Annotated in this window: 42 protein-coding genes and 1 tRNA gene; 22 read left to right on the forward strand and 21 right to left on the reverse strand. The window is 58.7% G+C overall.

The annotated features are described in order from the left end of the window. Positions 1 to 2 precede the first annotated feature (2 nt). The 19 genes from L6D74_RS12190 to L6D74_RS12275 all read right to left on the reverse strand — a co-directional run bounded on the left by L6D74_RS12190 (position 3) and on the right by L6D74_RS12275 (position 11728). Positions 3 to 1517, reverse strand: a complete 1515-nt coding sequence (locus L6D74_RS12190; protein ID WP_236189318.1) for a phage portal protein — start codon at positions 1515 to 1517, stop codon at positions 3 to 5. Between the two features lies 1 nt (position 1518). Further along, on the reverse strand, positions 1519 to 1722 hold the full coding sequence (locus L6D74_RS12195; RefSeq protein ID WP_236189320.1) for a phage head-tail joining protein: 204 nt from the start codon (positions 1720 to 1722) through the stop codon (positions 1519 to 1521). Further along, positions 1722 to 3668 carry a phage terminase large subunit family protein gene (locus L6D74_RS12200; protein ID WP_236189321.1) on the reverse strand — a complete coding sequence of 649 codons (1947 nt, stop codon included), beginning with the start codon at positions 3666 to 3668 and terminating at the stop codon, positions 1722 to 1724. The genes L6D74_RS12195 and L6D74_RS12200 overlap by 1 nt, the downstream gene beginning before the upstream one ends. After that, entirely contained in the window at positions 3640 to 4185 is a 546-nt protein-coding gene (locus L6D74_RS12205) for a terminase small subunit (RefSeq protein ID WP_236189322.1), read from the reverse strand. Before L6D74_RS12205 ends, L6D74_RS12200 begins: the two co-directional genes overlap by 29 nt. Before the next feature lie 124 nt (positions 4186 to 4309). Beyond that, positions 4310 to 5053, reverse strand: coding sequence for a hypothetical protein (locus L6D74_RS12210; RefSeq protein WP_236189323.1), 744 nt, complete (start codon positions 5051 to 5053; stop codon positions 4310 to 4312). Between the two features lie 15 nt (positions 5054 to 5068). Continuing rightward, positions 5069 to 5416, reverse strand: a complete 348-nt coding sequence (locus L6D74_RS12215) for a hypothetical protein (protein ID WP_236189324.1) — start codon at positions 5414 to 5416, stop codon at positions 5069 to 5071. Beyond that, positions 5413 to 5742, reverse strand: a complete 330-nt coding sequence (locus L6D74_RS12220; RefSeq protein ID WP_236189325.1) for an MFS transporter — start codon at positions 5740 to 5742, stop codon at positions 5413 to 5415. Before L6D74_RS12220 ends, L6D74_RS12215 begins: the two co-directional genes overlap by 4 nt. Before the next feature lie 212 nt (positions 5743 to 5954). Continuing rightward, complete coding sequence (locus L6D74_RS12225; protein WP_236189326.1) at positions 5955 to 6308, reverse strand: antiterminator Q family protein; 354 nt, start codon at positions 6306 to 6308, stop codon at positions 5955 to 5957. A 3-nt stretch (positions 6309 to 6311) separates the two neighbouring features. After that, positions 6312 to 6518, reverse strand: coding sequence for a hypothetical protein (locus L6D74_RS12230; RefSeq protein WP_236189327.1), 207 nt, complete (start codon positions 6516 to 6518; stop codon positions 6312 to 6314). Positions 6519 to 6520: 2 nt separating this feature from the next. Next, positions 6521 to 6838: a hypothetical protein gene (locus L6D74_RS12235; RefSeq protein ID WP_236189328.1), complete on the reverse strand. Its 318-nt coding sequence runs from the start codon at positions 6836 to 6838 to the stop codon at positions 6521 to 6523. Between the two features lie 16 nt (positions 6839 to 6854). Next, positions 6855 to 8135: a tyrosine-type recombinase/integrase gene (locus L6D74_RS12240; protein WP_236189329.1), complete on the reverse strand. Its 1281-nt coding sequence runs from the start codon at positions 8133 to 8135 to the stop codon at positions 6855 to 6857. Further along, positions 8132 to 8563 (reverse strand): VRR-NUC domain-containing protein, encoded by a 432-nt coding sequence (locus tag L6D74_RS12245; protein WP_236189330.1) that lies wholly within the window; start codon positions 8561 to 8563, stop codon positions 8132 to 8134. Before L6D74_RS12245 ends, L6D74_RS12240 begins: the two co-directional genes overlap by 4 nt. Further along, positions 8560 to 8691: a hypothetical protein gene (locus L6D74_RS29980; RefSeq protein WP_276574948.1), complete on the reverse strand. Its 132-nt coding sequence runs from the start codon at positions 8689 to 8691 to the stop codon at positions 8560 to 8562. The genes L6D74_RS12245 and L6D74_RS29980 overlap by 4 nt, the downstream gene beginning before the upstream one ends. Then, entirely contained in the window at positions 8688 to 8990 is a 303-nt protein-coding gene (locus tag L6D74_RS12250; protein WP_236189332.1) for a nuclease domain-containing protein, read from the reverse strand. The genes L6D74_RS29980 and L6D74_RS12250 overlap by 4 nt, the downstream gene beginning before the upstream one ends. Next, positions 8981 to 9190 (reverse strand): hypothetical protein, encoded by a 210-nt coding sequence (locus L6D74_RS12255; RefSeq protein WP_236189334.1) that lies wholly within the window; start codon positions 9188 to 9190, stop codon positions 8981 to 8983. The genes L6D74_RS12250 and L6D74_RS12255 overlap by 10 nt, the downstream gene beginning before the upstream one ends. Continuing rightward, the gene (locus L6D74_RS12260) at positions 9183 to 9845 is read right to left on the reverse strand and encodes a replication protein P (RefSeq protein ID WP_236189335.1); all 663 of its coding nucleotides are present in this window, start codon (positions 9843 to 9845) and stop codon (positions 9183 to 9185) included. Before L6D74_RS12260 ends, L6D74_RS12255 begins: the two co-directional genes overlap by 8 nt. Then, the gene (locus tag L6D74_RS12265) at positions 9845 to 10621 is read right to left on the reverse strand and encodes a helix-turn-helix domain-containing protein (RefSeq protein WP_236189524.1); all 777 of its coding nucleotides are present in this window, start codon (positions 10619 to 10621) and stop codon (positions 9845 to 9847) included. The genes L6D74_RS12260 and L6D74_RS12265 overlap by 1 nt, the downstream gene beginning before the upstream one ends. An 11-nt stretch (positions 10622 to 10632) precedes the next feature. Next, complete coding sequence (locus L6D74_RS12270; RefSeq protein WP_236189526.1) at positions 10633 to 11295, reverse strand: phage antirepressor KilAC domain-containing protein; 663 nt, start codon at positions 11293 to 11295, stop codon at positions 10633 to 10635. Positions 11296 to 11518: 223 nt separating this feature from the next. Continuing rightward, positions 11519 to 11728: a transcriptional regulator gene (locus L6D74_RS12275; protein ID WP_236189336.1), complete on the reverse strand. Its 210-nt coding sequence runs from the start codon at positions 11726 to 11728 to the stop codon at positions 11519 to 11521. Positions 11729 to 11818: 90 nt separating this feature from the next. On the opposite strand from L6D74_RS12275, the gene L6D74_RS12280 reads away from it, so the two are divergent. From L6D74_RS12280 to L6D74_RS12320, 9 genes are all read left to right on the forward strand, one after another. Next, on the forward strand, positions 11819 to 12553 hold the full coding sequence (locus L6D74_RS12280) for an XRE family transcriptional regulator (protein ID WP_236189337.1): 735 nt from the start codon (positions 11819 to 11821) through the stop codon (positions 12551 to 12553). A 60-nt stretch (positions 12554 to 12613) separates the two neighbouring features. Further along, complete coding sequence (locus L6D74_RS12285) at positions 12614 to 13153, forward strand: hypothetical protein (RefSeq protein WP_236189338.1); 540 nt, start codon at positions 12614 to 12616, stop codon at positions 13151 to 13153. Positions 13154 to 13508: 355 nt separating this feature from the next. Next, positions 13509 to 13709, forward strand: coding sequence for a hypothetical protein (locus L6D74_RS12290; protein WP_236189339.1), 201 nt, complete (start codon positions 13509 to 13511; stop codon positions 13707 to 13709). Positions 13710 to 13770: 61 nt separating this feature from the next. Beyond that, the gene (locus tag L6D74_RS12295; RefSeq protein WP_236189340.1) at positions 13771 to 14163 is read left to right on the forward strand and encodes a response regulator transcription factor; all 393 of its coding nucleotides are present in this window, start codon (positions 13771 to 13773) and stop codon (positions 14161 to 14163) included. A 19-nt stretch (positions 14164 to 14182) separates the two neighbouring features. Further along, positions 14183 to 14386: a hypothetical protein gene (locus L6D74_RS12300; protein ID WP_236189341.1), complete on the forward strand. Its 204-nt coding sequence runs from the start codon at positions 14183 to 14185 to the stop codon at positions 14384 to 14386. After that, positions 14337 to 14900, forward strand: a complete 564-nt coding sequence (locus L6D74_RS12305) for a tellurite resistance TerB family protein (RefSeq protein WP_236189342.1) — start codon at positions 14337 to 14339, stop codon at positions 14898 to 14900. Before L6D74_RS12300 ends, L6D74_RS12305 begins: the two co-directional genes overlap by 50 nt. 570 nt (positions 14901 to 15470) lie before the next feature. Beyond that, positions 15471 to 15740 (forward strand): hypothetical protein, encoded by a 270-nt coding sequence (locus L6D74_RS12310; protein WP_236189343.1) that lies wholly within the window; start codon positions 15471 to 15473, stop codon positions 15738 to 15740. Next, positions 15737 to 16042: a hypothetical protein gene (locus L6D74_RS12315; RefSeq protein ID WP_236189344.1), complete on the forward strand. Its 306-nt coding sequence runs from the start codon at positions 15737 to 15739 to the stop codon at positions 16040 to 16042. Before L6D74_RS12310 ends, L6D74_RS12315 begins: the two co-directional genes overlap by 4 nt. A gap of 81 nt (positions 16043 to 16123) precedes the next feature. Beyond that, positions 16124 to 16435: a hypothetical protein gene (locus tag L6D74_RS12320; RefSeq protein WP_236189345.1), complete on the forward strand. Its 312-nt coding sequence runs from the start codon at positions 16124 to 16126 to the stop codon at positions 16433 to 16435. Between the two features lie 14 nt (positions 16436 to 16449). Here the strand turns inward: L6D74_RS12320 and L6D74_RS12325 are convergent, their stop codons facing one another. Next, positions 16450 to 16731 carry a hypothetical protein gene (locus L6D74_RS12325; RefSeq protein ID WP_236189346.1) on the reverse strand — a complete coding sequence of 94 codons (282 nt, stop codon included), beginning with the start codon at positions 16729 to 16731 and terminating at the stop codon, positions 16450 to 16452. A gap of 102 nt (positions 16732 to 16833) precedes the next feature. On the opposite strand from L6D74_RS12325, the gene L6D74_RS12330 reads away from it, so the two are divergent. From L6D74_RS12330 to L6D74_RS12390, 13 genes are all read left to right on the forward strand, one after another. Beyond that, a complete protein-coding gene (locus L6D74_RS12330) occupies positions 16834 to 17145 on the forward strand; it encodes a hypothetical protein (protein ID WP_236189347.1) in 312 nt (103 codons plus the stop codon). Between the two features lie 4 nt (positions 17146 to 17149). Then, entirely contained in the window at positions 17150 to 17527 is a 378-nt protein-coding gene (locus tag L6D74_RS12335; protein ID WP_236189348.1) for a hypothetical protein, read from the forward strand. A gap of 205 nt (positions 17528 to 17732) precedes the next feature. Beyond that, complete coding sequence (locus L6D74_RS12340) at positions 17733 to 18314, forward strand: phiTE_072 family protein (protein WP_236189349.1); 582 nt, start codon at positions 17733 to 17735, stop codon at positions 18312 to 18314. Further along, positions 18311 to 18895 (forward strand): hypothetical protein, encoded by a 585-nt coding sequence (locus tag L6D74_RS12345; RefSeq protein WP_236189350.1) that lies wholly within the window; start codon positions 18311 to 18313, stop codon positions 18893 to 18895. The genes L6D74_RS12340 and L6D74_RS12345 overlap by 4 nt, the downstream gene beginning before the upstream one ends. A gap of 11 nt (positions 18896 to 18906) precedes the next feature. Continuing rightward, positions 18907 to 19596 (forward strand): hypothetical protein, encoded by a 690-nt coding sequence (locus L6D74_RS12350; RefSeq protein WP_236189351.1) that lies wholly within the window; start codon positions 18907 to 18909, stop codon positions 19594 to 19596. Next, the gene (locus L6D74_RS12355) at positions 19593 to 19910 is read left to right on the forward strand and encodes a hypothetical protein (protein WP_236189353.1); all 318 of its coding nucleotides are present in this window, start codon (positions 19593 to 19595) and stop codon (positions 19908 to 19910) included. The genes L6D74_RS12350 and L6D74_RS12355 overlap by 4 nt, the downstream gene beginning before the upstream one ends. 72 nt (positions 19911 to 19982) lie before the next feature. Next, positions 19983 to 20531, forward strand: coding sequence for a hypothetical protein (locus L6D74_RS12360; protein ID WP_236189528.1), 549 nt, complete (start codon positions 19983 to 19985; stop codon positions 20529 to 20531). A gap of 73 nt (positions 20532 to 20604) precedes the next feature. After that, complete coding sequence (locus L6D74_RS12365) at positions 20605 to 20832, forward strand: hypothetical protein (RefSeq protein ID WP_236189355.1); 228 nt, start codon at positions 20605 to 20607, stop codon at positions 20830 to 20832. Between the two features lie 49 nt (positions 20833 to 20881). Further along, positions 20882 to 21358, forward strand: coding sequence for a TRM11 family methyltransferase (locus L6D74_RS12370; protein ID WP_236189357.1), 477 nt, complete (start codon positions 20882 to 20884; stop codon positions 21356 to 21358). Further along, positions 21355 to 21672: a hypothetical protein gene (locus L6D74_RS12375; protein ID WP_236189359.1), complete on the forward strand. Its 318-nt coding sequence runs from the start codon at positions 21355 to 21357 to the stop codon at positions 21670 to 21672. Before L6D74_RS12370 ends, L6D74_RS12375 begins: the two co-directional genes overlap by 4 nt. Before the next feature lie 54 nt (positions 21673 to 21726). Further along, the gene (locus L6D74_RS12380; RefSeq protein WP_236189360.1) at positions 21727 to 22131 is read left to right on the forward strand and encodes a hypothetical protein; all 405 of its coding nucleotides are present in this window, start codon (positions 21727 to 21729) and stop codon (positions 22129 to 22131) included. Between the two features lie 44 nt (positions 22132 to 22175). Further along, complete coding sequence (locus tag L6D74_RS12385; protein ID WP_236189361.1) at positions 22176 to 22388, forward strand: hypothetical protein; 213 nt, start codon at positions 22176 to 22178, stop codon at positions 22386 to 22388. Further along, positions 22388 to 23500 carry a tyrosine-type recombinase/integrase gene (locus tag L6D74_RS12390; RefSeq protein WP_236189529.1) on the forward strand — a complete coding sequence of 371 codons (1113 nt, stop codon included), beginning with the start codon at positions 22388 to 22390 and terminating at the stop codon, positions 23498 to 23500. The genes L6D74_RS12385 and L6D74_RS12390 overlap by 1 nt, the downstream gene beginning before the upstream one ends. A gap of 89 nt (positions 23501 to 23589) precedes the next feature. On the opposite strand, the gene L6D74_RS12395 is transcribed toward L6D74_RS12390, so the two are convergent. Beyond that, positions 23590 to 23666, reverse strand: a tRNA-Pro gene (locus tag L6D74_RS12395). Positions 23667 to 23674: the final 8 nt, after the last annotated feature.

Consider the following 23674-nt stretch of genomic DNA (forward strand, 5'->3'; position numbering starts at 1 on the left):
TCTCATGAGTTTTGTTGGTCGTCGGCTGTGTCTGATTTGCCATCGTCGGTTTTCTCTTCGGGTGGTGGCGTCTGACTGGCAGCGCCTGCGGCCGCAACCATTCGCGGGTCGCAGTCGAGGATCAGGCCAAGGCTGTCGAGCAAGGCGTTGGAATCGGCGATGTCCTGCGCGTGTTGTTTTGGATCTGTCACGCCCAGTTCGCGCAGCGCATCGGGCCATGTTGTGAGGCCATTGCGGACGCGGTCCTTGACGTTATCGGTTTCAGTTTTCGGGTCGACCATGTCACGCCGAGGCGGGACCCACTGCGCCTTAACGTCATCCCGCACGCCACCGGGTAACAGCACCTGCCCCTCCATGAACCAGCGCCAGACCGGGTCACAGAGTTGAGGGATGAGCATCCGCCACTGCCAGACATCGATGCGTCTGGCAAAGTGGAGCCAGCCAAGACGGCCACTGGAAAAATTGACACCCTTGAGATCCGCCGTCAGCAACTCGTACGGAATGCCAAGGCCCACAGCCATAGCGTGCAGTTGCTGCCAGGAGTAGGTGGTGTAGCCGTTGAATGACGGTGGCGTGCCGAAGCTGACGCTCTCGCCGAAGCCAAGCTCCTGAATGATCCCAGGCTCCACCCGGTCCAGCAGAGGCGGCTTCTTCAATTGTGGGTTGGAGCTGTCGTCCTTGGTGATGAAAGCAGCGAAGCAAGAGGCGATCTTCGCCTGCTCCATCACCGCATCTTCCATCTCGTCAAAGCTGCGCATGCGCTGCATGACCGGGGCGAACCAGGTATAGCCCCGAGCCTGCCCCGGACGTTTCGGTAGAAATATGTGGATCACGTCTTCCGCGGGAACGCGCTTTGACTGCGTCGAGCCAAAAACACGGTTGCCACCCGGATGCTCGTCAAACAGCCAGTACGCTACCCGCCGGCCCAAGGCATCGAACTCAATGCCCTGGATGATCCGATTCAAGCCGACGATTCCTGCCTTGCTCTCATCGAGGAAGTCCGGCTCAAGCAACTGAAGTTGAACCGGCACCGGCAGACCATCGGAGCTGAATCGACGACGACGGCGCAGTAGGCACTCGCCAGACTCAGCGACTGTCTCCATGATCTTGTGCTGCAGGCCGTAGAAATTCTCCAAGCCGTCGGCATCGCATAGCGTGGTTTCGGCCCACGCCTTCCAGAGTGCCACGAGGGATTTGTTGTCGCGGTCCTTGCCCATCGGACGTGGGACGATACCGGCGCCAACCACGTTGTCAGCGATACCCGTGACGGCGCGCTCAGCATAGGGGTTGTTCCTGCGCATGTCCCTCGCTCGATTGCGCAGAACCGCAAGAGCTGGAGCATTTTCTGCGTTGGCGTCGGTTCCCGCGCTGCGCCAACCATCATTCCTGCGGCCACCAGCTGCACCCTCGAAGCGGCGCTTTATCATGTCCAGAGCCATGTCCGTGCGCAGCTTTTTCAACCGTTGCTCAGACCGCTTCGCCGCAAGCCCAGGGAAAAGGCTATCGATCATGCCCATGTCAGTATCCCTTGGAGAATGAGGTGTAACGGCGTCCACCGTCGTTGCAAGCATTCAACCCAAGCTCGGTAGCCATCAGCTTGAGGATGCGCATCATCTCGTCGAGTGATCGGTACGTGACGCTCTTGTCGGCATAGCGGACCGACAACGCCCCTTCGGCGATGGCCGCCTGCAGGGCGTTGTATTGCTCGATCGTGTAGGCCATCAGTTTTTATTCCAGTGAGAGGATTTCTTCCGCGGCCGTTCTTCAGCGTCCGGTTCATTGCCGCCAGTTACAGCAGCAACCAACAGATCGAGATCGAGCCCGAACCGCTGCTGGCAGATGCGCAGCGCGGCGAGCGCGTACACGAAGCAATCGAGCGCCTCGTTTCGGCGTCCGCCGCTGTCCCAGCGCATCACGCGCTTGCCTTTGGATATGGCTGCTTTTTTCTTTTCTGAGGTGAGTTGCTTCACCTCCGACTCGTCGCAGATCGCGTCGCTGGCCGGAAGGTGAACTACCCCTGGCTGAGACACGCCCGCCTGGGAGGCAGCCGTATCGACGGGGAGCCCCATCCGGCTGTAGAGCAGTTCCTTGGCGTTGTCGGTACCGACCTCGGTGAGGAATACTTTGTGCACCTTGTTCTTTGTGCGCGGGAAGTTCGCGATCGGCTTTCCGTAGACGGTTGCACCACGGATTGGAACAACCCAGTGCACGCCGTGCTTGCGGCTCTCGGCATAGACCTCATCTGCGTAGTGACCGCCGGCGTCCCACGTCCAGCGCTCCACCTTCATGATGGTGCCGTCAACTCGCGTGAACTGCCGGTGCAGCTCCAGCCCAACCTTGCGGCGAAGCTCTTCGCTGGCCGGGTCGCCCATCAGAATGAAACGATGAACCAGCCAAGCTTCCTCGCCCGGACCGAATGCCCAGACGCGACCCTCGAAGCGGTCATCCTGTGTATCGATGCCGCCGACAAGCACCAGACCGAGGGCCGGAACCTGCGGATAAACTTCGCGGCGACCGTAAAGAACCTCGGAGTCGAGCTTCTCGCCCTGGTCGTCGTCCCACGTTTCGCCGCGCGTGGTGTTGATAAAGGTGATCAGCTTCGAGACGTCGCCTTTCACCTTCAGCCATTCTTCGGCCAGGCTGAGCCACGTACTCCAGGTGCTGTAGATCGCCCAGATACTGAAGCTTACAGAGCGCGGGGTACGGATGATTTCGTCATCAACCCCAAACCAGTCCATGCCATCGCGGGTCCAGATGCCGGTGTGTTCACAGATCCACCGGCCGGTCTTGGACGCCTCGACCATTTCGTTGTGCCAGATAACGCAGGCAGCTTGCTCGCACACATACCAAGCTTTCTCGGCTTCACCGAGCGCGTTCTTTTCCCACTTCAGGCCGAACTCACAATCCTTGCCGCCCCACTTGAGCGTCTGCTCCTGTCGGCAGTGAGGGCAGTTGATGTGAAACTTGAGCAGGTACGGCGACTCTTCAACGGCCTTGGTGATCTGGCAGGACCCAGCGCGCTTTGGTGTTGAACCGCGAATTGACTTCGGATAGATCGCGCCGTTGAGTCGCTTGTCGCCCAGAGTGATTGGCGCGCCCTCGCCTTCAACGCTTTCGTCGAAGTTCGACAGCTCGTCGTAGATCACCTCGTCGGCGGATTTCTCGCGGTAATTCCGCGAAGCCTTGCCGCCGCGGATCCACAGCGTGCGGCGGTTGGCGAAGATCTTCTGGTCCAGCGTGTTATCGCTGTGCTTTTTCCCGAACCACGGTGCCAGGTCGCCCAGCACCGGAACGTCACGGATCATGCCGTTGACGTGGCTCTTGCTGATGTCCTCGGCGTCCGGGTCAGTCGGGCTCCACATCATCACGTTGCGGCGCTTGTGCTGAATCTTGTAGCCGATGTTCGCCATCAACAGCTTGGTGTAACCGATCCGCGCCGACTTGATGAAGTTGACGACGTTGATCAGGTCGTTGCCCATGCTGTTCAGGATCGCAACCTGAAACGGCTCCGTCGTCCACTTGCCTTCGTTATACGAGGACTCGGCCGACATGTAGAAGTTTGCGTCTGCCCATTCAACCGCCGTCTGCGGTGGTTCTTTGTAGAGCGCCTGAAGTCCTAGCTTGATCGACTTGCGAAGGTCATTCAGCCATGGACTCAACGTACTCATCTAATAATTCCGGAAGTTGCTCGCCAAAGCTGGCGGCAATGTTTCGAGCGAGCGCGATCTCTCGCTCGACCGACTCGATGATCCGAGGGTCAACCTCCGGGTGACGTCGAGTGACGGTCTTGCCGACTGTGTCCAGTTTCGAGCCGATTTGTGCGGCGATTTTGGCAAGGGCGAATGTTGCGAATGGGACCGGGACCAGCTGCCTGTCCAGCACCTGGTTCTTCTTCTCCTGGGCGATGCGTTGGGCGGCGGTCAACCCGCGGCGCTCCTCGAGCAGCTTGTACTCGATCAGCGGATCGAGACCTTCGGTTCCCTCACCCGCTGGTTGCTGCTTCCGTTGCGCGTGTTCAACGCGGTTTTCGACCACGTTCTGCACGGTGTAGAACGCCTCTCGACCAATGCGTGCGACAGGCGCAACTCCCCATTTGTCAAAGGCTTGCGGCGAAATCCCCAGGCTCGAAGCCATCTCGGATTTGTTCAACCAGCCGCGCTGTTTGGTTGTTTCGTTTTTGGCCATGATTAAACAACAACCAACCCCTGAAAAAAGGTCATACATATTTGGTGGGCGGGGCCCGAATTACCCGCAAGGGGCTGGGGTCGCGGGAAGGACCCAAAGGGGGGGTGCCCCACCGCCCTGCCCGTCAGCCCCGGGCTGACGACAGCGCCTGATCCATCGCGCTGGCGAACTCTCGCTCTCGGTTCGCCTTCACGATGTTGTCTGCGATCTTGTAGAACGGAATGATCACTCGATACCCAGGCTCGCTGTCACTGAAGACAAAGACGGGCCGAACGGCATCACCGAATGCCGTCTTCCTCTTTTCCCAGATACCCTGTGTACCATCTACATCGCCGGCGAAATACTTGTCGGCGTTGCCCTTGCGCTTGCTGCGTTTGCTGCCTGTGGCATTGGCCTGCACACCACTGACCGTCTCAGCCGCACCAAGACCTGACAGGATCTTCATGATCGTGCCTCGTGGTACGTTCCCGAATTGATTGAGTGCAGATGGTGCAGGGATTGCGTACTGCCCTGGCTTCATGAGGCCTTTAGCAATCAGCGCTTTCTCGAATCGTTTATGTGGCCTGCGTCCACCCTTCACTACCTGCTGAAGATAGGTGTCAGCAGGTACGCCAGATGTCCACGCATCCTTAAAGAAGGTTCGCGACTCTGGCTTGCCCTTCTTGGCGACCTGCACATATAGGCTGTTCATGGTGGTGTTGGTCGGCTGGTCCAGGCGCTGCCGCATAACGGATAGCTCGCCTTTCTTCACCAACACGGCCAATCGGGTGGCCATTAGCGCAAATGCGAAAGGCAACTGCTTGGCGCCCAATGTACGCAGCGCTTTAGACAGCTCTTCCACTGTGGTGCTGGCACTGATACCTACCATGCCTCACCTCATCTATCAGCCTTTGGGTTGATTGTCAGGCGCATGGTCTTTATTGCAACCCAGGCAATGTTCGCAATTGAGTGTTCGGCACAACCAGGCCTTCACCCGCTGCCACCAGATGACCATGAAGATGTGTCGCATACCGGCAAGAGCCAGCGAAACGTGCAGCGTGATCCCGGCAGTGGTCGGCCCCATCACGAAGATGGTCTGCTCACGGCTCATCACAACGAAACCGCTGATGGCGATCGCCGAATAGATCAGCTTGCCGATGACGCCGTCCCGCACTTTCCCGCTCAGAACACACCAGGTCGCCCACAAGGCAATTAAGCCGCAAGCTATGGAGTTGATCAGTTCGTAACTCATGGTGGATTACCTCCGCCGAACCTCTGGCGGATCAGCGCCCAAAGGTCCGCGGCTTTGATGGCGCGATTGATCGCTGCCAAGAGTGAGCCGCCGAAGGTGCCAAGAAGAAAACCGATGCCGGCGACGATGCTCGGCTCAGTCACACCGAGATATGCGCTGACCATGCCTGTCAGATACAAGGAACAGGCCACTCCAGTGACCAAAAATATCGCCCAGGCTCGCCAATCAGTGAGATCGTCCTTGTGCCACCAACTCGCAACGATGGCACCAATCAAGCCCGCGATCAGCCACTCAGCTTTGTCGAACAGGCGATGCAGAAGATCCATGCGCTCGACTCCGACTGCATGACTAAATATGAATCGGCCCCAACAGCACTCCCAGCTCGGAGCAATGGGTGTGGTGGAGCCGAAAACGAAAAAGCCCCGGCAAATGCCGAGGCTCTGTGAATTCTAGAAAGCAAAAAGCCCATCTCAGAGACGGGCTTTGCACGCGGAAAAACCGCAAAGTAACTGAAATCTATAGCCAGACCCCGGGCCTGTCAAGCGGCCTGACGACGAATATCGAGCGCGCCATCAATCCACGCGACTCCGGCCTTCCAGAGTTGCCGAGTCTTCTCTTCGCCGAACTTCATCTTCTTGCCGACCTCCATCAGCGACGCGTCCCGGCTCGTGTAGTAGCGCATCAGCACCTGGCCGCATTCCGGGTAACGCTTCAGCAGACGACCCATCAGGCCGTCAATCATCAGCGCGTCGTCATCAGTGATCATCGGCGACAGGATCGTGTTCTCGCGGGAGGCGCAGCAGGACACGCCAGAGCCCAGCACGACCCAGCGGCCCCAGTGCTCCAGCAGATCCTCGGCGGTGCGTTCTTTAAATGTTGGTGTGAAGGCCATGGTTCAATCCCCTTTGGCGGCAGAAGCCACCGAATGAAAAGCACGGCGACCAGCCCGCCCGAGGACTTTGTCCTGGCACGCATGAATAGCAGTGCAAAACTCTTGGCGTTCCATCGGATGCTCGACGGGCAGCTTCAAGTATTCGTTCCAAGCATCGCCGAGCATCTGCGCGACCTTCGCTTCGTGTTCGGTCAGTTCTGCGGTTCGCATGCTCAATCCCCTTTGAAGGACGAGCCACCCGGCCCGCGCGTGTTGGTTTGCTGATACAGCTCAGCGGTGGACTTCGACGCACCCGGCAGAAGAATCGCAGGGCGACCGCCCTGTCGGATCAGCATGCCGAGCTGAACGACCAGGTCGTCCACCGGCAGCGGCTCCAGCGTTTCGGCGTGAACCAGGCCAGACGCGTGGCAACCGATGCAGTCGAGCTGATGAAACAGCCCTTTGACCAACCCCTTCCCGGCACAGGATGGGCAGTCAGTGAGCGGGATCTGGCGGCGCACAAAGGCGGGGCCGTGTGTTCTTTTATCCATTTTTAAACCTCGCCTTTTATTGTTTCGTGATTTGGCTAGAAGCCGCGCCATTCAAGGCCTTGGCGGCATTCTGCGAATTTCCGTTTCTAGTCATGGTCAATCGGTGAATCAGGCTGAAACCCTTCCCGTCTAACCATTCGTGCCACTTGTTCAGAGCTTCGCGCTTGAGCAATTCGGCGGATGTGTGGATATAGGTCTGCACGTTGCGGGTCATCGTGTGGTTCACCAGCATCTCGCCGATGAGGAAGTCCACACCGAGGTCAGTCCAGCCGGTCCGGGCCACCTTGCGCAGGTCGTGGCTGGTCCACTCACCCTTGCCCAACCGGGTGAACACGGCGCAGGCCTGGCCATCACTCAGGCACCCACCCAACCGTGCTGGGAACACGAACGAGCCCTTGTAGCCCTTCCCTGCCTGCCAGTCCCTGTATCGTTCCAGCAGCGCGCAGACCTGCCGCGTCAGTGGCAACCGATGCTCGCAACGGGTCTTCGTGTTCTCGGCCGGGATGAACCACTCGCCCTGCTCACCCAAGGTCAGGTGCGCCCACCGAGCCATCCGGGTTTCACCGACCCGCGTACCGTGGCAGAGCATCATCAGAGCCAGCATGCAGTCCTGCGGTGCCCGCTCGAAGCCATCGGCAAGCTGTTCGATCACGTCCTCGAGCTGCACGGCGCGCAGGCGCGATGGTTTTGGCAGGATCCTGGCCTTGGTGAAGTCGGTGAACTTGAAGCCGGCGATCGGGTTGGTGTTGATCAGGCGCAGTTTCTCGGCCTGCCGCATGGCCACCACCAGCACGCCCCACACAAGCCGGACGTAGGACAGCGAGAACTCGGCCTGCATCGGCCACATCAGTTGCTTGTCCAGGGTGAACCGGTCGAGATCGTCCACCAACAGTTCGCCGAGGCGCGGCTTCAGGTGAAGGCTGATGATCGAAGTGTTGGTGGAGCGGCGCTTATCCGAAAGGCTGCGGTCAACGGCCTGCCGGGCGGCGAACCAGTCCAGCAACTGGCCAACGGTCTGCAGCGTGCCGGCCGATGCCGAGGCTTTTGGATCGGCGGCCAGGCGTTCGCGAATCTTCGGCAGCGCGTTGATCAACCCCTTCACCGGCAGATCAGGGAATCGGGCGATCTTTTCCCATTCCTTGCCGGACACCAGGTACCAGGTACCGCGCTCGCGGTTCTTGTGGAAGCGGAAGTAAACGCCCGGGAACCGCGCGTCGCGCATGTCACGGATATCGGTGTTAGCTGATTGCCGGCGGATCTCGGCGTCTGAAAATGTGGTCAGCAGGCTCTGGCTCATGCGGCCACCACTGTGGGAGCGAGCCGAAGGTAGGCCCGAATCTGCTCCATCGCGTCGAAGTTCCCACGGCAGACGATGGCCAGATAACCCTGCTCGTTCAGTTTGCGCAGGCGCTCTTGCTGGCTGGCTGAAACAGCGGCGTCGTTCGGCGGTGTGGCCTTGAACTCGATGTACAGGCCGAAGTAACCGCCGCGCGCCATGCTCAGCACCAAGTCGGGAATTCCGGCCTTCACTCCCTGGGCTTTGAGTTTGGCCGCGACAGCCTTTACCCGGTGCCCGCCGTTCGGGACGTGGTAGATCAGATCAAACACGACCGGGTAGCGCAGCTCAAGCTCACGCATCAGCGCAGCCTGCTCCTGCCCTTCCCGGTCAACTTGTGGCGCCCGGGCCGCTTTCTGCTTGAACAGCCTTGGTGTGAATGGCTTCATCCGCGCTTACCCCGAACGATGCGTGCACGGCGAGCGAGCCGGCGAATGCCCCACAGGCAGCCACCGGACGCGACGAGCATGCCGCCGATGTACAGCTGCACCAGAATGCTTTCCAGATAAGCGATCATGCGACCCCCTTCACAGTGAGAATTCCGGCCCGGATCAAGCCTTCGTGTGTTTCGGCGATGGCGCGCGGCATGTCGGACCAATCGACCTCGCCGGCGGCGCGGCCGTCGATGACGTCGTGACAGGCGCTGCAGGCGTACACCGCGACGGTGTCGAAGCCCTTCATGCCCATGCCTTTTTGCCCGCATGGCAGATGCGCGAGGACCGTGGTTTCCGGGTTGTGATTGCAGGTGCCCGGCATACGGACGGTGCAGTCCTGGCCACGAGCCGAGTTGCGCAGCTTCTTCGAACTCACTCGCATACCGGTTTCCCCGTGACGACGTCGACCACTTCGAAGGTGCCCGGCCACATCCACGCGCCGTAGCGCTTGGCCATGGCCGAATCGGCGAACAGCGCCAGTGCGTGATCAGGTGGCGAGCTCAGGTCGACCTTGAACGAGCAACAGAACACAGCCCAGCGGTAGGTTTCGATCTCAGGGACAGCGAGGCGGCGATCAGGCATGACGAACCCCACTCGAACGCATGGCGCGCAGCTCGGCCAATGCCCTATTTCCGACCTCAGGCGTCCGGCGACCATCAACACGGGCTGGCAATGCCAGCGGCATCTTTTGCAGCGGTAGGCCATCGATCAAGCGGCGCACAGTGATCACGTAGTTGCGCTCGAACAGCTTGCGCGCCAGCGAGGTTTCCAAACGGTTCAGGCTTTCGAAGCCCGACTCCTTGGCCGTGTGCCAGATCGCGTCGTGCGACCAGTTCGCCTGTCCGGCCATCGACGGATGAACATTTCGGCACGCTTCGCGAAACGCCGTTTCGAGCGGCGGCAGGCCGAGCATTTCCGGGGTTGGCTGGCACAGATTGATGAACTTGCCGACGCTCGGTGCGAAGTCAGAGCCAAGCTTGCGGCACTGCTCGATGCCGAAGCGAATCTGCTCGATCGTCGTGATTTTCTCGGCCATGAACGCCTTGGTCCATGTGGCCTTAGCGGCGCTGGTGGCCTCTTTGTCAGGCCATGCCTGCTTCCACGCCGGGAAAATTGCCATCAGCTCGCGAAACAAGGCGTTGATGACCTGGACAGTTCCCGGGTCAGCCTTCACCGGCACCACCTCGGCCGACGATACGTTGGGCAACATTTGCAGCACATTCGAAACGGACTTCATCACAGACCTCCCAGGTCATCGCCCCAGCTGGTGTCGTTGAAATCAGGCTCTTGGCCACGGCCTGCTGCCTGCACACGTTCACGCTTCACCCACTGCACCAGCCGGTGGCACCAGCCCGCCGAGGTATCGACGGTGGCCGGCTTGGCAACGAAGAACCCCATGAAAGCCCGTACGGCGGCGTCGGGAATCGCATCAGCTGGAAGTCTGGCAATGGCGATCTGGTCGGCCAGCGCCTTTTGGTTTGGCACCCAGGTAGCGAACATGGCGAAGCGTTGCCGGTCATCCTGCGATTCGATGGCGGCGTTGTTCTGTTCGGCGAGAGCAGCATCAATCTCGCGCTGCTGCAGCTGCTCTTCGGTTCCTTGATGGTTCAGTGACGGATTGGGTGCAGCTGCTGCACCCCGTTCTGCGTTTTCCTGCACCCCGTTCTGCTGTGAGTTGCACCCCGTGCGGTCATCTGCACCCCGATCCTTACGGGGTGCAGCATTTGCACCCCGCTTCATCTGGAGGTCGTACACCACCGGCCTGCGGTCACGGCGGTCGATGTACGCGGCGGCGATCGCCTGATTGCCTTCAGTGATGAAGCCAGCCTTCTCCAGTTCATCAAGCTTCAAGCGGACTGTGCGCTCGGAAAGGCCGGTGTCTTCAGAGAGTGTCGCGGCGGAGGGAAACGCCCCTCTTCCATCGCTACCGGCGTAGTTCGCCAGGCACAGAAGTACGTGACGAGCCGCCGGGTTTTCGAGGTCGGCTTTACGGAGCGCAAGCGCCCATGACATTGCTTGAACGCTCACTTCGAGGCTCCGATATTCAGTTCGGCCAAACGGGCAAGGCCCTTTGGGGTAACGAGAGGATCGAAAGCGGCGCGATCCGCACCGGTTTCTGAGTCAGGCTTGAGAGCGGTGACTTTGTGGACCATGTGGCCCGAGGTGATTCGTGGCTGGTAGGCCGTCCAGCGACCGGAGCCCTGACGGCGGAAGATCCACCGGTTCTGCTGCATCCAGGCGAACAACCTCGAAGGCTTCAGTTGCAAGTGCTTCGCGGCGTCGGTGATGCAGATCGCACCGCCAGCGGCTGCCAGACGATTGATGGCCGCAACCTTCGGCGCCTGATCGAGGATGACCAGGCGCAGCGTTTGGTTGTCCTTCGCCTGATCAGCAGCAGCCTGCAGCGCCTCGGCGTAAGTGGCCGGGATCTGGAACTGGCCCGCCTGCGCTTCCAGCTCCTGCCAGCGATCAATGATCCGGGCGCGCAACTCGACGCTGTAGCCAGACACGACGACGAGGGTATCGCGCTGCGATAGCAGGAACTCGCGATAGACCTGGCCGTTCTGCGGGTGCACGTAGGGGGTGTCGTTTGAAGAAACGACACCCTTCGCAACCAGCGCGCGGATGGTTTTCAGCACGTTGTCGTGAGAGCTACCGATCAGCTCGGCGATTTCACGCGACGACATGTGTCGCGACACGTTTTGGTCAATCGAAAAACGTGTCGTAGGAATTGGGGTATTGCCGGGGGTGAAGTTCGTGTTCATACTGGCCCCTCAAGTTGTTGTGCGTTTTAAAGAAGCCGGGTTGCCGCCCGGCTTTTTTTCGTCTGCTGTTTTGTACTGGATGAATCAACAGCTATACCAAGAGTGCTGTCATAACCCGCCGATCCCCGGATAATTGGCTCAACCTTCAGGCGGCCTGATCTGGCAAGCTCGGGCGCAAATCACGGGCCAGAATCTTTCCTCCGGTCACGATCTCAGCCCGCAGCGCTACTTCTGCGGAACAGCCGTGAAGGCCTCTGACCCAGCCGCTGACCGACCCTTGCTTGACGTTAAGGGCGGCAGCAGTTGCGGACTGCGAACCGAAATGCTCAACGAGCTTTTTGAAAGTGGTATTCATTTATTCTCCGCCCAGATAAAGGGATGCCTTTATGGTATGGAAAGGAATACCTTTTTGCAACTCTAAAGGTTGGCCTATAAATTGGCGGGCATGGAACTTAAAGACCGATTGAAGCAAGCGCGCAAAAATGCAGGCCTAACTCAAGTTGAGCTCGCTGAGCGCGCCGGCATAAAACAAGCCTCGATCTCAGAGATTGAGCGTGGACTGACTCGCACGTCTGGACATTTGATAAAACTTGCCCAGATCTGTGGCGTCGACCCGGTTTGGCTTTCTGAGGGGACCGGCTCACCAGAAGGCGGGCCAGCCTCGCGACAGGAAAAAGCAACCTCGACTATTGAATCAAACGCAGTGCTACTCGGCCCGATTGATGTGTGGGACGATGAGACACCGCTGGATGATGATGAGGTCTATGTGCCCTTTCTCAAGGAAGTTGAGCTGTCTGCTGGAGCAGGGATTACTGCCGTTCAACAGTCGCAGAAACAGAAGCTGCGCTTTGGAAAACTGACCCTGCGAAGGCAAGGTGTACAGCCTTCCGAGGCTGTATGCGTCACTGTTACTGGCAACAGCATGGAACCTGTTCTTCCTGACGGCAGCACCGTTGGTGTTGATCGGGGGAACACTTCCATTACTGACGGAAAGATGTACGCGCTTGATCATGGCGGCCAGCTCCGTGTGAAAACCCTTTATCGCTTACCGGGGGGAGGCATTCGCATGCGGAGCTACAACCGCGACGAGCACCCGGACGAGGTCTACACCCCCCAAGAAATGCTACAGAAAGAAATTGCCGTTCTCGGCCGTGTTTTCTGGTCGTCGGCACTTTGGTAGCAGGTCGGCAATGTGTCGACCTGCGAAGTCGTTGACAGCAAACAACCATGGATGAAGCGCATGAAAAAAATTGCAGGCCTACTGCTTATGCTCGCAACCAGTACTACCGCTTTTGCCGAGACAAAAAGCGTTACTGTGAGCGACTTCCAAAAGCATTTTGTTGAGATAATCCAGGACTACTCGGCTCAATACGAGGCCGCACCCAACGACCTAAAAAAATCAACCGTCGCCAGAAAGCGGTTAGAAGCCCTTTCTCAGCTTAAAGGTGACCCTCGCAAAATTTCAGGATGGTACGGAACCATCGAAAAGCTGGGGACTACGGGTGACGGAGACGCTTTTCTGACAATCAAGGTTTTGGCAGACAACGTCACTGTTGGAACATGGAATAACAGCCTTTCAGACACTGGGTCCAACACCCTGATCAAGAACGGCACTCCCCTTTACGACGAGATCTCAGAAATGTCTGAAGGGAACGTGGTTATGTTTTCCGGAGGCCTCGGCAGGGCAAAAAATCTCACCGAAAAAGGCCGAATGACTGAACCAGATTTCCTTTTCAAATTCTCAAAAGTTGAAAAGGTCGGAGATTCCGCGGCCAAATAGCCCCACCAAACGATCGAAGCCTGGCTAAACGCCGGGCTTTTTTTTGCCTCAATAAAAAAATAAAGGCATACCTGTTGACTGCAAATAAAGGCTGCCCTATATTTTGCTCATCGCCGGATAACAACCGGCCAGATGGAAGGCAGCGATGAACCGGCCTCAACGGTTCAGAGGGTTGGCAACTGACCCGGGCGTGCAGCGTAAAGCGCCAAATCGAGTTTTCCGGCGGACAGAGTCGCGGTCGGACGAACAATTTGAATGAGCCCGTACCGCGCCAGTAGCGCCGAAGGGCCGCGGAAATTTTCACTGATGCACCTGGTTGGCCGGGTGCATTGGGAAAACAACCGGAGCAAACGAGATGCCAACGAAACGCGGAAGCGAAATTCAGATAGGCGACATGATTTATCTCGGTCTGGGCAATCGCACCGGGAAGGTCGTCGATTTCAAGGCACACCCCCGCCTTGCTGATTTCAATCCGGGCCTGACGGCGAGGATTGCGGTAACTGATCGCGGCTCGATAACGCTGATTGACCATCAGCCAATAAGGATTCCGGAATGAAGATTTCACTGGCTGGCCTTGGCGACAGGGCCAGACGGGAAATCAACCGGGAGTCACAACGATGGAATCCGAAATCGTCAACGGCGCATGGAAGGGTCACCTGGGACGCGGCTTGGCTCCGCGAGAGCTTCAGTTCCTTTTGTGGGTTGCCCTCGGCCTTACCGCAAAGGAAATAGCCCGGGAGGCCGGCATATCGCCAGCCACCGTGTCAAAGCGACTCACCAACGCAATGTTCAAACTCGGCGTTACGCGCCGTGCAGCGCTGGTCGCGGAAGCCATGAGGCGCCAGATCATCTCGCCGATGTGCTTCGTCCTGGCCGCGCTGATGGCCATGAACGCCATGGCCAATATCCAGTCAGTCGAACCAGCTCGGCGCGACCGCCGGCCACCCACCGTTCGAATGGCCCAGATCCGTATCACTCGCCGCGCCGAAACACTCGAGCGTGCGGCGTAACTCACTCAAAGGAAAAATCATGATCGAGCTTGGACAGAAGGCAGAGGACAAGATCACCGGCTTCTATGGCGTCATCACCGCCAGATCCCAGCAGTTGAACGGGCCCGATCAATATCGTTTACAGCCCCCATGCTCGAGGAACAACAACACGCTGCTCCAGGCTGAATGGTTCGATGAAGAGCGAATTCGGCCCCTCTTCGACCGAGGGCAACGGCGGGCCTGAAAACCTGAAAACATCACTGCTGCACCTTCGCAACAGGGTGCATCGGGATGTAACCCAAAACCCAGAGGAGTCACCCATGTTCGGTATCAGTAAGAAGCTGTTCGGCGCCAAGCGCGCAGTCAAGAAACTGGAAAATCGCGATCTGATGCAGGCCATCGTTGGCGGCTGCCTGTTGGTGGCGGCATCCGACGGCGAGATCAGCAAAAACGAAGCTGCTCAGATCGACATTCAAATCCGGGCCAACAAAGCGCTGGAACACTTCGGCTCCGAAATCACCAGCACGGTCAACCTGTTCACTGAGCAATTGCAGGCCGGCTTCCGCCTCGGCCGCATGAACATCCTGCGCGAGATCCGTGACATCAAGAACAACCCAGCGGACGCCGAGGAAGTGTTCGTCAATATGCTCACCGTGGCCGAAGGCGATGGCAAAATCAGCCCGGAAGAGTTGAAAGTGCTTGCCGAAATCGGCAATGAGCTGGGCCTGCGCCTGAAAGACTTTGGTATTGAGGCGTGAACAAGCGGCTACGCCGGGCATTGATCACCCTCGTGGTGATCCTCGCTCTGGGGCTGCTCATCAACAGCCTCATAAATCGCGGCGGATGCTCCTACTACGGGTACCAGACCGACAGAGAAACCAAATACGCCCCGTTCGTGGGGTGCATGGTGAAGTCCTCCGGTAGCTGGGTATTGCGTAGCGAGCTTCGCGTCGTTCAGTAGGCATCACTTCTGCCCATTCGCCGAGTGGGCAGCGGGATGCGGACGAAACTGCAGCTTATAACCGCCCACCTGCATCAGGCGTTCGGTGTCAGGAACCGACGGCGCGGGGTGCGTCGATAAATCAGCCTCAACCCACTCAGCGCGGAGGATTGGCAGCCATGTGAACCTCAGTCAAAGCCCTCCTACCGGAGGCACTTTTCACCCCCTTCACGTAGGGAGGTCTACGTGAAGACGAAAGCCCGGGTGCTACCGGGCTTTCTTTTGTCCGGCGCTTATCCGTCAGCACTCTCCCCTGCGCCCAACGGCAACCAGCAGGCGGCGCCGAGTGCTGACGAATGAACGCAACCCCACCACCGAGGGATCAGCCATGCATCCATCATTTCAAGAGCGCATCGACGAACTCGGTGTGCTGCTTCAGAAAACCCACGCCGCGCGGATCGAGTTCTTCAATCGCGTTGACCAGGTCATGCCTCCAAAGAAGGTTCGCTTCCAGGTGAAAGCAGTCGGTGAGGCGTACCACGTCATCGACCTGTTCAGCGGCAAGACCAAGGCGTTTCGCTGGACCTACAAAGCGGCGCTCGACATGGCGATTCAGTTCGAAGAAAAGGCCAACCGGTCAGCAGGAGGTCAGCAATGATCGGTGTACCGCAACCCAACCCACGCGACTGCATCGTCGCGAATCTGAATGAGCAACTGGATCAGTTCTTCGGCTCCGGCGGCAAAGCTCAGCAAATCCCCACCGGCGTCAGCGGCGACCCAAAGCTGGCCTCCACTCCGCATCACGATCGCCTGCGCCGCGAACGCAACAAGATCGCCCCGAAGGTTCGGGAGATGGCAGAGGCCGGCAAGACCATCAGCGAGACTGCCAAAGCGCTGCACATGCACGTCAAGCGGGTTGCGCTCGTCGCCAGCGAAAACGGATTCAAGTTCAACTCATGAAACGCACCACCAACCGGGCGGCCACCCGCCGCCGACAGACCTTGCTGGACTTGCCGGCCAGCGGAATTGAAGAGGTAGGCCATGGCCAAGAGCAACGCGGAACGCTCAGAGAAAGCCGCGGCGAAGAGGAAGAGCCGCGGCGAAATAGAGGTTCGGTTCCACACCCTGCCCGCTACGCGCCAAGCACTTGCTGAGCTGATGGCGTGGAGCGGAATCGAGGAACCGGGTGAGGCGATCACGCTGATGATTCACCACCTGCACCGGCTCGGCCCGGGCGGCGCCCTTCCCCTGCTCACCCCGCCGCGACACGAATACGTGATTCCCGAAAACGTGTCGCGAAAACTGAAACTTGCTCACGACCGCGAAGCCCTGCGAATCAACCACGACGAATAACGAATTGCTCTCCACTAATGATCGGATCGAAAGGCCCTTCGACTTCGTAAGGTCGCGATCCTGTCTCTCGTCAAGCTAAAGTCAGCCCAACCCGAAGCGAGGTTGGCTAACTGTGGTGCCGAACTTTTCAATTCGTTGAAAATTGACAAATCAGTTTCGTTTTGAAATTCAGAATCGTCGAGGGAAAGGACCTCATCGATCAGGTGTAGCGCAAGCACGGAGTCAAAGCCCTTTTCGGTTGACAGAGCTTTCAGTGCCTTATCGAGCACATCCAACGGCTTGTCTTTTTCGCTCATATAGATCTCCTTGATCCGGCTCCATGCCGGGCCGAACACAAATACCCCACTTCTACGAATCACGCCAGCCGGCGAGGCGGGCGTATGCCTGGAGGACTGCCCATGAGCATCCCTGCCAATGCCCTGAGCGACGAAGAGTGCCTGCACTACGCTGCGCTCGAACCGTCCGCCGCAGCTGAGCTTACCCGGCGCCTTACCGCGCAATGCATCGACCCAAGCGCAGAGCTTGAAGGCCTTCGCGAAGACATTCGCCGACTTGAGAGCCAGGCCGAGGATGAATCTGAAGAGCTGGACGACCTGCGTGACAGTGCTGAGGAGGCCTGCGAGCTGATCCGGCGCGCGATGAATCATGACGAGCATGAAGAACTGTCGGTGCAGATCCTTCTTCAAAAAGCCCTCGACTACCTGGAGTGATCCAATGACTACTTTTGCCGTGTTTGGAATGAGTGAAAGCTGGGCTCGCGAAGAAGCGAAGGAAACCACCAGCACCCACAAGATGGATGGCGGTAAACGTCTCGAGCGTACGATTGCTGAGTGGGAAGAGGCGGTTGAGGCTGAGGTCGAAAGGATCATGGCCAGCAAAAAGAGCGTGCGCCTCTCACCAATGTTCGACGCCCCCCAGTACGCCCAGCAGTTCATGGAGATGGCCAGGGCAAGTCTCGTTTGCCGAGATCTGAAGATTCGGACCAAGGCGGTGCTGGTCGACGCGAAGAACAAGCCGATCATCAACCCCAAAACCGGCGCGCCCAAAGTTGGCTTCGCTGACTGGCAGCCATCACCAGCTCACGCAGCCTGATCAAACCCAGCCAGTACGGATGATCGCGTCGATCAGTCTAACGAATGCGGTTATCAGATTTATCAGGTCAGTCAGTTTTTTCATACGGAAGAGCTCCGGCGTTGTTGATGGCCGGATCATTCCGTCACGACTCCAGCGACAGCAATAAAAAGCCTGAAATTCCACTTATCCACCGCCCGGGCATGCCCCGGTATAGGACATTGCCATGCCCACAGAAAACAAAACGGCAGAGCCGCTGAAGGTTGAGTGCTCCACAGTCACGAAGCTGGTGATCACCGGCGCGCCGAGCCTCGACCCGATCAACGTGTTCCTCGAAGACCTGGCGCCCAAACGAGGCAAGATCACGGTCAGCTGCTACGACAAGAGCTGGCACGCCTACTGGGGTGGCATGTGGGACGGCCACACAATTGCGCAGTTCTTCTGCGAGCTGAGCACCGGCTACGTCATCGGTTACTTCGACCAGTCACTGCGTTCTCGGCAATTCAGCGGTGATGCTCTCGCCAACGAAGCGCAGCGGTTGGTTCTGAAAGAGCGACGTCGTTTTGACCTCACATCGTATGAGGCTCGCGAGTTGTTCGACTCGGCGGAGGATCTACGCGAATCGTCGTCGATTGAACATTTGCACGCCGTCCACAGCGAGCTGATGACCAAGCTGTTCGGCGACGAGTGGTGGCACATGACGAGCGATGCCACTGAACCCAACCCCGATTACGCGTATCTCGAACGAATCATCCTCGCGGTGCAACAGGCGCTGCGCCAAGAACAGCCGCAGCAGGAGGCAGCATGATCAACTTCATCTGGCGTCTGGTAGCCAAGCTCCTGGCCCGCCCGGCAATCTCCGACTGGCTCATCGCCCGCGCCAAGCTCACCCCGTACCAGCACATCATGTCCGCCGACGGCACCGAGATGTACATGGGCCGCTGGTGGCTGTTCAACCCGTACAGCCGGGAGACGCACAAGGCGAGGTTCTGGTGGTGCCCGTGGTCGTTCCGGATCCACCACATCCTGCGCGAGGACGCCGATCGGGACTTGCATGATCACCCGTGGAACGCTCGGACCATCATCCTGCGCGGCTGGTACACGGAGCAGCGACTGCTTGAGCCAGATGATCCGGTACTTCACCAGCTGCTGATGAAAGCCTCCGAGCTACGCCAGTCGTTCGACGCTGCCTTCCAGGCTACCGAGTACATCGAGCGCCAGCCAGGCGACACCGCCCGCCTCAACCACGGCGAATACCACCGCATCGACCAGGTATCACCCGGCGGCGTCTTCACTCTCTTCATCACCAGCAAGTGGCGCGGTGACTGGGGATTCCTCGTAAACGGCGTGAAGGTGCCTTGGCGCACCTACACCAATTCGGATAACTGATTGGAGATTGCATGATGCGCAACATACAAACGCGTGAAGGTTTCGAATTCTGGGACAAGCTGAACGCGCTGCCCCGCTACGCCTTCCTGCTTTCACCATCGGGCAAGTCGGTGCAGAAGTTCGAAGACCAGGCCGTGGGCAACTGGATCGACGTGCACGAAGCGCAAAAGGTCGTTGATCAGGCTCAGGACGAGATCAATCAGTTCCGCGCCGAGCGTGACGCCCTGCAGTTGCTCTTGAATGCAGTCGATCAACGCAAGGATGACTTCGAGTCACTGCTGGAGCAGGTGCTGACCAATGCCGACAGGGGTTTACCTTCGGAGCTTCAGCGGTCTATCCGACAGCTATTGCCTGCCCGAGAAGCGCCACCGCCGGCGAATGAGGCAGAGCGCGAGCCATTCGAAGCCTGGCATCGACGCCGGTTCGCTACCAGGCACAGTAACGGTCAACCAACGAGGGATATGCACAACGGCATCCGCGACCCGAACTATGGCCCACCAGGCCAGCAGAATATGTGGGAAGCGTGGCAAGCCCGGGCCGAACTTCAGAACCATACCGGCGACGCCACCGAAAAGGTCATCCCGCGTCGATCGGATCAATTGCGCGAACACACGAAAATGATCGCCGCACGCAACCCCGAACCGGACTTCTCCATGATCGGCATCGTACACACGCCTCCAATGGAGTACGACGAGCCATGAGCAATAACCCCGCGCCTGACGGTGTATCGCGTTTTTGGTGCCACGAAGCGCGGAATATTCGATGCGTAAGGGAAGCCGACTACGACGCAGTCCTATCCACCATCGCCCAGCTACAAGCGCGAATCGCTGAGTTGGAAAGCGGAAGTCGTGAGCCGGTCGTGGTAATTCTGCCCGATCGCCTTGGCAGCCCCGAGAGCATCAAAGCTGTTCTGGATTCAGTCGGTCGTGCCGGCCGAGTTTCGTACTGGGACGCCCGCGACATCTGGAACGCCTGCCTCGACGCTGTCGCCGCGAAACTCAACATTCCGAAGTAACTCCCTCCCCCTTCAAAGTCAGCCGCTATAGCGGCAAGGACGAGTATTGCCGTGAGCATCATCGACGACGTAATGACCGACAAAATCACCCTGCACGGCCTCGGGTTCGTGCAGGTTCAGCTGCAGGGCAATCAACGCCTGCACGTTTGGCATCCAGAGCTGCCCCGCCGCGCTTGCTTCAAGCAATCGGCAATCCATGACCACCGCTTTAACTTCACCTCGCGAGTGATCGTGGGCAAGCAGATCAACCACTGCTTTGAGTTGGAGCGCTGTGACGATGGCGGATTCGTGCTGTATCTGCATGAGGGTGCACGCACACCGGGCGGCGGTAGGCCGTGGACACCAGATGGCCGCGCCCACCTGATACCGGATGGCGTGATCACCGTGGAAGCCGGCAACGACTACAACACTCGGGCATACCACTATCACCGCACAGAACCGGGCGGCGATGGTCGAGTCGCCACAATCATGGCGAAGCGCGGCGAATACTCGCAAGGCGCCCACTCGACCTGCACCTACGGCGTTCAGCCCGACACCGACTTCGACCGGTACCAGTGGTCACCGTCGCAGCTTTGGGAAATCGTCGCCGATGTGATGATCGGCCAGAGGCTGACGCCATGATCCTTTCCTGTGTCGCCGGCAACTTACTCTTCTTCTGGCTTCCATTGGCCCTGACCATAAAGGCGGTGATCGGATGAGCAAAGAACTGCGTGAAGACATCGTCGCGTACATGCGAAAGCAGAACATGGCCGTTCGGGGTTGGTTCTGCACCTGGTGGTTTCGATTCCATATCCAACACGGCGCGCTGGGGACGCGAATCATCAGGAAGGAGCTCGAACGAATGGAAAAAGAAGGACTCGTCCGATCCGATCACTCGCGAACGAACAACACCATGTGGCAACTGACTGAGGTGACGCCATGATCTTCGCGCCGCTCTACATGGCCTACCTCATCTACAAGGGGCCGTGGCGATGAATGCGCAAGTTCTGGATCCGTGCAGTGCCAGTCGAATGATGTGGTTCGACAAGGGCGACCAGCGCGCCCTGTTCGGCGACATCCGCGACGAAGAGCACCTGCTGTGTGATGGCCGGGTGTTGAAGGTTGAGCCAGACGTGATCATGGACTTCCGCAACCTACCGTTCCCCGATGCCAGCTTCAGCATGGTGGTGTTCGATCCACCGCACCTGGTGCGGGCCGGCCGTGAAAGTTGGCTGCGGTTGAAGTACGGAATCCTCACGGATGACTGGCGCGATGATCTTCGCCAAGGATTCGCCGAATGTTTCCGAGTGCTGAAGCCTGGTCAGTTCCTGATCTTCAAGTGGAACGAAACCCAGATCCGTGTCAGCGAGATTCTTGCCCTGACCGATGAGCAGCCGTTGTTTGTCCACAAGTCCGGCAAGCGCGAGAAAACGCACTGGATCACCTTCATGAAGCGGCCGGCGCCATGAACCGAATGGTCAGCGTCCGCACCGAGGAACTGGCCGGCCCGGCGCTGGACTGGGCAATCAACGCGATCGAGGGTGATCGGCACCCGGCCGCCGGTCAGATGGACCTCTTCGCCCTGCCCGACGCCGAGCAGCTGATCACGAAGTACGGCGTCTGGGTCGATGTCGGTCACCGGCACCCGTGGCTGGCCGACGCGACGAACGATCCGTTCAACCGCCAGCCCGGCGAAACCCGAACCATCGCCGTGTTCCGCGCCGTGGTCTTCGCCAAGCTCGGCGCCACGGTCAAAGTTCCCGCCGAACTGATCCAGCAGTAACCCCTCCCCCTACTCAACAGCCTGCCGGTGTACGGCGGGCGGAGCTATGCACGTATGGCCAAGCAAGCCGTGAAAGACATTCTCGATGAAATGAGCAAGGAGGATCTGGTGGCGTGGATCAAAAGCCATCACTTCTTATCGCGCCCTAAACGAAGCGATGTGCTGTATCTGCGCTGGGAGCGACAGTCAGCCGAGGTGCTTGAGGAACTGCAGAAGGAAAACCGCGCACTCGACGGACTGGATTTCAAAGAACGCGACCGACTGGCTATCAGGTTTAGCGAATCGAAGGATTCAGAAGAGAAGCTGAGGCTGATCAAACTGATAGAGCCCTATGACAAGGCCATGTCAGACCACATCAAGCGGTCTCGGGCCATCGACCGAAAAAGCAAAAGAGTCGATGCCCTCTATGAGCAGATCGACTTGGAACGCCAGAAGGAAAACGGGCGCCGGTCGGCATAACCCATCACCACCTTCTGCCGCCACGCGCGGCATGGAGCATCACAATGAAAAAAGAGCTGATCAAGATCAGTGAATTCCAGCGCCGGCGCTGGGGTGAGAACGGTACACCACCCTGCCCCCAAGCGATCCGCAACTACATCCGCAACGGCCAAGTGCCCGGCGAGCAAATCGGCAAACTCTGGTACGTTGATTGGGCAGCGTTCAGTCGGTCAGACGGCAATGATCTGGTCGCGATGGTATTGAAAGGAGCTGCATGATGGTCCCACGGCCGCGCAACAAGGCGAACAAGAGCCTCCCGCAGAACCTGTACTTCGATTCGCGGCGCTCGACCTATCGCTACCGGCGGCCTACCGACGGTAAGTGGTTCCAGTTCGGCACCGACCGAGTCAAAGCGATCGATGCCGCGAAGCAGTTGAATCTGGAGTTCATGCGCGGCGCTGACCTGGTCGGCGCTGTGATGGGCAGCACGTCGGAATCGTTCGCCGGCTTCCTGGACACATACGAGCGTGACGTACTACCGCCGCGGGAACTGGCAAGAGGGACCTTGGGCCTTTACGCCGTGCACTTCCGGCGCTTCCGGAAACAGTTCGAAGGCAAAGCGGTCGACCAGATCACGATCCGCATGATCGCCGAGATGCTGGACGCCCTCACGCCGCGCACTGCCAACCAGTGCCGCGCCCTGCTGATCGACATCTTCAACCACGCAGCGGCCAAAGGCCTTTGCCCAGACAACCCTGCGGCCAGCACCATCAATCGAATTGAGAAGAAGCAGCGCAAGCGGCACACCGTCGAAGGCCTGAAAGCCATTCGGGAAAAGTCGCCGTTCTGGCTGCAGAACGCGATCGATCTGGCGTTGATCACCGCACAGCGTCGCACCGACATTCTCAACATGCGATTTGACGGGGTTCGGGAAGGGTTTCTGTATGTGGTGCAGCAGAAGACGGCCAAGGCCAGCGATGCAGCATGGATCCGGTTCAAGGTGACCGAAGAACTCCAGGCCGTGATCAGCAGGTGCCGGGATGACATCGTCTCGCCTTACCTGATTCACCGCCGGCCCGATCGCAAAAAGCAAAAGCAGGCGCAGACGAAGGATCACTGGACGCAGGTCGAAGAACGATATTTGACGCGAGCCTTCAAGGAGGCCCGGGAAGCGGCGGGTTGTTACAAGGGATGGAAGGAAGAGGAAATGCCAGGCTTCCATGAAGTGCGGGCACTGTCGCTGCACCTGTACCAGAAGGCCGGAAAAGACGGTCAGAAGATCGCCGGCCACGCCAGCGAAACTATGACCAAAAACTACCAGAAGGGCCACGCCGAAATCGTCTGGTCGGAGGCAATTCCAGACCTCAATATCAGCGAAATCACCGGGTAGTTTTGCGCAAGTTTTGCGCGGGTTTTGCGCACGCACAAAAAAGCCGATCTAGCTGATCGGCTTAAGTGTCTGATTTTACTCAGGAATAATGGTCGGGACGGAGTGATTCGAACACTCGACCCCTAGCACCCCATGCTAGTGCGCTACCGGACTGCGCTACGCCCCGACTAGGCG

This window comes from Pseudomonas pharyngis (genome assembly GCF_021602345.1).
GTDB lineage: Bacteria > Pseudomonadota > Gammaproteobacteria > Pseudomonadales > Pseudomonadaceae > Aquipseudomonas > Aquipseudomonas pharyngis.

Coding starts and splice junctions, on each gene's coding strand:
- L6D74_RS12295 (WP_236189340.1), top strand. CDS start 13,771: ATGGAATCCGAAATCGTCAACGGCGCATGGAAGGGTCACCTGGGACGC.
- L6D74_RS29980 (WP_276574948.1), bottom strand. CDS start 8,691: ATGATCGCTTATCTGGAAAGCATTCTGGTGCAGCTGTACATCGGCGGC.
- L6D74_RS12370 (WP_236189357.1), top strand. CDS start 20,882: ATGAATGCGCAAGTTCTGGATCCGTGCAGTGCCAGTCGAATGATGTGG.
- L6D74_RS12275 (WP_236189336.1), bottom strand. CDS start 11,728: ATGAATACCACTTTCAAAAAGCTCGTTGAGCATTTCGGTTCGCAGTCC.
- L6D74_RS12355 (WP_236189353.1), top strand. CDS start 19,593: ATGAGCAATAACCCCGCGCCTGACGGTGTATCGCGTTTTTGGTGCCAC.
- L6D74_RS12205 (WP_236189322.1), bottom strand. CDS start 4,185: ATGGCCAAAAACGAAACAACCAAACAGCGCGGCTGGTTGAACAAATCC.
- L6D74_RS12230 (WP_236189327.1), bottom strand. CDS start 6,518: ATGCGAACCGCAGAACTGACCGAACACGAAGCGAAGGTCGCGCAGATG.
- L6D74_RS12320 (WP_236189345.1), top strand. CDS start 16,124: ATGGCCAAGAGCAACGCGGAACGCTCAGAGAAAGCCGCGGCGAAGAGG.
- L6D74_RS12375 (WP_236189359.1), top strand. CDS start 21,355: ATGAACCGAATGGTCAGCGTCCGCACCGAGGAACTGGCCGGCCCGGCG.
- L6D74_RS12335 (WP_236189348.1), top strand. CDS start 17,150: ATGACTACTTTTGCCGTGTTTGGAATGAGTGAAAGCTGGGCTCGCGAA.
- L6D74_RS12270 (WP_236189526.1), bottom strand. CDS start 11,295: ATGTCGTCGCGTGAAATCGCCGAGCTGATCGGTAGCTCTCACGACAAC.
- L6D74_RS12255 (WP_236189334.1), bottom strand. CDS start 9,190: ATGCCTGATCGCCGCCTCGCTGTCCCTGAGATCGAAACCTACCGCTGG.
- L6D74_RS12210 (WP_236189323.1), bottom strand. CDS start 5,053: ATGGTAGGTATCAGTGCCAGCACCACAGTGGAAGAGCTGTCTAAAGCG.
- L6D74_RS12240 (WP_236189329.1), bottom strand. CDS start 8,135: ATGAGCCAGAGCCTGCTGACCACATTTTCAGACGCCGAGATCCGCCGG.
- L6D74_RS12330 (WP_236189347.1), top strand. CDS start 16,834: ATGAGCATCCCTGCCAATGCCCTGAGCGACGAAGAGTGCCTGCACTAC.
- L6D74_RS12225 (WP_236189326.1), bottom strand. CDS start 6,308: ATGGCCTTCACACCAACATTTAAAGAACGCACCGCCGAGGATCTGCTG.
- L6D74_RS12350 (WP_236189351.1), top strand. CDS start 18,907: ATGATGCGCAACATACAAACGCGTGAAGGTTTCGAATTCTGGGACAAG.
- L6D74_RS12365 (WP_236189355.1), top strand. CDS start 20,605: ATGAGCAAAGAACTGCGTGAAGACATCGTCGCGTACATGCGAAAGCAG.
- L6D74_RS12250 (WP_236189332.1), bottom strand. CDS start 8,990: ATGCGAGTGAGTTCGAAGAAGCTGCGCAACTCGGCTCGTGGCCAGGAC.
- L6D74_RS12195 (WP_236189320.1), bottom strand. CDS start 1,722: ATGGCCTACACGATCGAGCAATACAACGCCCTGCAGGCGGCCATCGCC.
- L6D74_RS12190 (WP_236189318.1), bottom strand. CDS start 1,517: ATGGGCATGATCGATAGCCTTTTCCCTGGGCTTGCGGCGAAGCGGTCT.
- L6D74_RS12385 (WP_236189361.1), top strand. CDS start 22,176: ATGAAAAAAGAGCTGATCAAGATCAGTGAATTCCAGCGCCGGCGCTGG.
- L6D74_RS12215 (WP_236189324.1), bottom strand. CDS start 5,416: ATGAGTTACGAACTGATCAACTCCATAGCTTGCGGCTTAATTGCCTTG.
- L6D74_RS12390 (WP_236189529.1), top strand. CDS start 22,388: ATGGTCCCACGGCCGCGCAACAAGGCGAACAAGAGCCTCCCGCAGAAC.
- L6D74_RS12285 (WP_236189338.1), top strand. CDS start 12,614: ATGAAAAAAATTGCAGGCCTACTGCTTATGCTCGCAACCAGTACTACC.
- L6D74_RS12260 (WP_236189335.1), bottom strand. CDS start 9,845: ATGAAGTCCGTTTCGAATGTGCTGCAAATGTTGCCCAACGTATCGTCG.
- L6D74_RS12345 (WP_236189350.1), top strand. CDS start 18,311: ATGATCAACTTCATCTGGCGTCTGGTAGCCAAGCTCCTGGCCCGCCCG.
- L6D74_RS12315 (WP_236189344.1), top strand. CDS start 15,737: ATGATCGGTGTACCGCAACCCAACCCACGCGACTGCATCGTCGCGAAT.
- L6D74_RS12325 (WP_236189346.1), bottom strand. CDS start 16,731: ATGAGCGAAAAAGACAAGCCGTTGGATGTGCTCGATAAGGCACTGAAA.
- L6D74_RS12380 (WP_236189360.1), top strand. CDS start 21,727: ATGGCCAAGCAAGCCGTGAAAGACATTCTCGATGAAATGAGCAAGGAG.
- L6D74_RS12300 (WP_236189341.1), top strand. CDS start 14,183: ATGATCGAGCTTGGACAGAAGGCAGAGGACAAGATCACCGGCTTCTAT.
- L6D74_RS12340 (WP_236189349.1), top strand. CDS start 17,733: ATGCCCACAGAAAACAAAACGGCAGAGCCGCTGAAGGTTGAGTGCTCC.
- L6D74_RS12290 (WP_236189339.1), top strand. CDS start 13,509: ATGCCAACGAAACGCGGAAGCGAAATTCAGATAGGCGACATGATTTAT.
- L6D74_RS12220 (WP_236189325.1), bottom strand. CDS start 5,742: ATGGATCTTCTGCATCGCCTGTTCGACAAAGCTGAGTGGCTGATCGCG.
- L6D74_RS12200 (WP_236189321.1), bottom strand. CDS start 3,668: ATGAGTACGTTGAGTCCATGGCTGAATGACCTTCGCAAGTCGATCAAG.
- L6D74_RS12360 (WP_236189528.1), top strand. CDS start 19,983: ATGACCGACAAAATCACCCTGCACGGCCTCGGGTTCGTGCAGGTTCAG.
- L6D74_RS12305 (WP_236189342.1), top strand. CDS start 14,337: ATGAAGAGCGAATTCGGCCCCTCTTCGACCGAGGGCAACGGCGGGCCT.
- L6D74_RS12245 (WP_236189330.1), bottom strand. CDS start 8,563: ATGAAGCCATTCACACCAAGGCTGTTCAAGCAGAAAGCGGCCCGGGCG.
- L6D74_RS12310 (WP_236189343.1), top strand. CDS start 15,471: ATGCATCCATCATTTCAAGAGCGCATCGACGAACTCGGTGTGCTGCTT.
- L6D74_RS12280 (WP_236189337.1), top strand. CDS start 11,819: ATGGAACTTAAAGACCGATTGAAGCAAGCGCGCAAAAATGCAGGCCTA.
- L6D74_RS12235 (WP_236189328.1), bottom strand. CDS start 6,838: ATGGATAAAAGAACACACGGCCCCGCCTTTGTGCGCCGCCAGATCCCG.
- L6D74_RS12265 (WP_236189524.1), bottom strand. CDS start 10,621: ATGTCATGGGCGCTTGCGCTCCGTAAAGCCGACCTCGAAAACCCGGCG.